We start from the raw sequence: 3,299 nt of genomic DNA, 5'->3' as shown, positions 1-3,299 counted from the left end.
TTGGACAAACAGGCAGAGCAGTTCAAGTTACCCGCCCGCCGAGAACGAAGTTACCCAAGGTGCATCAAAGCCAAACCACAGAAGTATGCGACGAGAAAACCTAGTAAAAACAATGCCAGTCAGGCTTAACTGACTGGCATTACGCCATTTGGCGCGCTTTTTCATTGATGTGCAGTGCTAAATTATCTGCTTGCCTGCCTCTCTTTACGCCGGGCCATCATGGATGTGAAGGCGGGTAAATTCAGTGCCGACATGGCATGAATGATTGATGATGCATGTCGGCACATATTATTTCCGAGTCGCATATTCCCGCAGGAAGGATGGAATCACCTGTTTTGGCTTCTTGCCAAGGGTCAGCAGCCATTCAAAATCCGGGTCGATGATGCCATGCCGACACGCCAACTCTTCCAACAAGGCAAGCCAGAGGTGGGCCGTCACCTCGGCATCCGCCAGGGCACGGTGAAACACCCCGTCATTGGGCAGGCTCCGGTATTGCACCAGGGTACCCAGCTTGTGATCCGGGGCATCGGGAAACAGGCGCCTTGATAGCAGCAGGGAACAGGCGAACTGGCCGCGGTATTGCGCCGGCAATCGCTCTATTTCCGCATCCAGAAAGCGCTTGTCGAAGGAGGCGTTGTGGGCGACCAGATTGTCATCACCGATAAAGTCGACGAAATCCGCTATCACCTCGTTACAGGGGGGAGCCTGTTTCAGCATGGCATTGCTGATCCCGGTATATTGCTCGATGAAGCTGCTCACGTTGAAGCCCGGATTCATCAATGCCGAGAAACGCTCACTGATATAACCATCCTTGATTCTGACGGCACCGATCTCGATGGCTCTATCCCCTTGTCCGGGTGAAAGCCCTGTGGTCTCGAAGTCGAGCACGACAACGGTATTGGCTGAGGCGATGGACATAACTTATCGGGCAAGCTGGGTAAAGAGCGCCAGTCTAGGAAATCAGCCGTGCCGTGTACAGGGCAATGCAGTTATCTCATTGGTTCACGCTGGAGACGCATTTTTGTGCATCATGGCTGAGAGCCATATAAAAAGCCCCGAGTGCCGTGGCACTCGGGGCTTTCCTATGAAAAGCGAAAGGCGGTATGTCGCGTTATCAGCGACCCAGCTTGGCCTTGAGCATGGCAACGATCTCTTTGATCGCCACTTCCTGCTTCTCGCCGGAGCGGCGGCACTTGTACTCCACCACGCCGTTGTCGAGACCACGGTCACCGATGACGATGGCGTGGGGCACACCGATCAGCTCCATGTCGGCGAACATCACCCCCGGGCGCTCCTTGCGGTCGTCAAACAGCACGTCCACACCGGCGGCTTTGAGCTCGGCGTAGAACTGCTGTGCCTGCTCGGCCACGCGCTCGGACTTGTGCATGTTCATCGGCACGATGGCCACTTCGAACGGGGCGATGGCGTCCGGCCAGATGATGCCGTACTGGTCGTTGTTCTGCTCGATGGCGGCAGCCACCAGACGGGAAACCCCGATACCGTAGCAACCCATCTCCATGGTGACGGACTTGCCGCCTTCGTTCAGCACGCTCGCCTTCATCGCTTCGGAGTACTTGGTACCCAGCTGGAAGATGTGGCCCACTTCGATACCGCGCTTGAGCAGCAGCTTGCCCTGGCCGCACGGGCTCGGGTCGCCTTCTACCACGTTGCGCAGGTCGGCAACCTCAAAAGAGGTGATGTCGCGATCCCAGTTGGCACCGGTCAGGTGGAAACCGGTCTCGTTGGCGCCGCAAACAAAATCGCTCAGATGGGCGGCGCTGCGATCGACGATGATGCGACCGGCAAAGCCGACCGGGCCGATGGAGCCTGCATCGCAACCGGCGGCCGCTTTGATCTGCTCGTCATTGGCGAAGGTCAGCGGGTTAGCCACGCCAGAAAGCTTCTCAGCCTTGATTTCGTTCAGCTCGTGGTCGCCACGCAGTACCAGGGCGATGACGGCCTGTTTGCCGTGCTCGTCTTCCTCGGCCAGTACCAGCAGGGTCTTGGCGATGGCGGTCGGCGCCACGTTCAGGAAAGCGGCCACTTCATCGATGGTGTGGACAGCCGGGGTGGCCACCTTGGTCAGGGCTTTGGTTGCGGCAGCGCGCTCGCCAGCCGGTGCCAGGGCTTCGGCCATCTCGATGTTGGCGGCGTAATCGGATGTATCGGAGAAGGCGATCAAGTCTTCACCGCTCTCGGCCAGCACCTGGAATTCGTGGGAGCCGGTGCCCCCGATGGAGCCGGTATCGGCCTGCACCGGGCGGAAGTTCAGGCCCATGCGAGTGAAGGCGGTGCAGTAGGCCGCATGCATCTTCTCATAGGTATCGACCAGGGAGGCCTTGTCGATGTGGAAGGAGTAGGCATCCTTCATCAGGAATTCGCGGCCGCGCATCACGCCGAAACGGGGGCGCACTTCATCGCGGAACTTGGTCTGGATCTGGTACAGATTCAGCGGCAGTTGCTTGTAGCTGTTCACTTCGTAACGGACCAGCGCGGTGATCACCTCTTCGTGGGTCGGACCCAGCACGAAGGGGCGGTTGTGACGGTCGGTCAGGCGGCACAGCTCGGGGCCGTAGTCATCCCAGCGGCCGGACTCCTGCCACAGCTCGGCGGGCTGTACCACCGGCATGGATACTTCGACGGCACCCGCATTGTTCATCTCTTCGCGGACGATGTTTTCAATCTTCTTCAGGACCCGCAGGCCGGTCGGCAGCCAGGCGTACATGCCGGAAGCGAGTTTGCGGATCATCCCGGCGCGCAGCATCAGCTGGTGGCTGACAACTTCAGCGTCGGAGGGGGTTTCCTTGAGAGTGGAAAGCAGATATTGGCTGGTACGCATCGCGGTAGACCTTCGCTAGTTCGGGCGGCTTGGCCCTGGAAAATTTCAAGTGCGGAATTTTAACAGGCGAAGTCCCCCGGCCCAAGGGCTAAATTCAGCGGCACTGGGGGGAGGGCGGGGGCCTTGCCCCGCCCGCACTAGACCCGAAATTGCGACAGCAACTGCTGTTGCTGCTGGCTGGCCTGATGGAGGGAGGAGGCCAGTTGCAGGCACTCCTGGGCTTCCTGTTCGCCCGTCTGGGCCTGCAGGCTGATATCCGAAACCTTGCCCGTGGTGTGCCCCAGGGTGTGGGAGAGCTGGCTGGTCGCCTCTGCGTAACGGTTCACCCAGACCAGTTGACAGGTAAAAAATGAGACGATCGTCCGGTGATCCACTATTGCCTCTTGCGTGATCCTGTCAGCTTGGCACCATCAGGGGCATGAGCACATCCATGACCCCACCGGCCGCTTCGCCGCTGACC

Annotated in this window: 2 protein-coding genes and 1 pseudogene; all 3 read right to left on the bottom strand. The window is 59.3% G+C overall.

Features of this window, described 5'->3' with window-relative positions; genetic code table 11:
• Positions 1 to 288: 288 nt before the first annotated feature.
• Complete coding sequence (locus J9889_RS16665; RefSeq protein WP_210557397.1) at positions 289 to 918, bottom strand: 3'-5' exonuclease; 630 nt, start codon at positions 916 to 918, stop codon at positions 289 to 291.
• A gap of 196 nt (positions 919 to 1,114) precedes the next feature.
• Entirely contained in the window at positions 1,115 to 2,839 is a 1,725-nt protein-coding gene (locus tag J9889_RS16660; RefSeq protein WP_052814434.1) for a proline--tRNA ligase, read from the bottom strand.
• Between the two features lie 137 nt (positions 2,840 to 2,976).
• Positions 2,977 to 3,165 (bottom strand): annotated as a pseudogene (locus tag J9889_RS16655) (hypothetical protein); the annotation flags it as partial.
• Positions 3,166 to 3,299: the final 134 nt, after the last annotated feature.

This window comes from Aeromonas sp. PrichA-15 (assembly GCF_017939245.1).
Taxonomy (GTDB): domain Bacteria; phylum Pseudomonadota; class Gammaproteobacteria; order Enterobacterales; family Aeromonadaceae; genus Aeromonas; species Aeromonas caviae.
This window is presented reverse-complemented; position numbering and strand designations above follow the sequence as displayed.

Coding starts and splice junctions, on each gene's coding strand:
- J9889_RS16660 (WP_052814434.1), bottom strand. CDS start 2,839: ATGCGTACCAGCCAATATCTGCTTTCCACTCTCAAGGAAACCCCCTCC.
- J9889_RS16665 (WP_210557397.1), bottom strand. CDS start 918: ATGTCCATCGCCTCAGCCAATACCGTTGTCGTGCTCGACTTCGAGACC.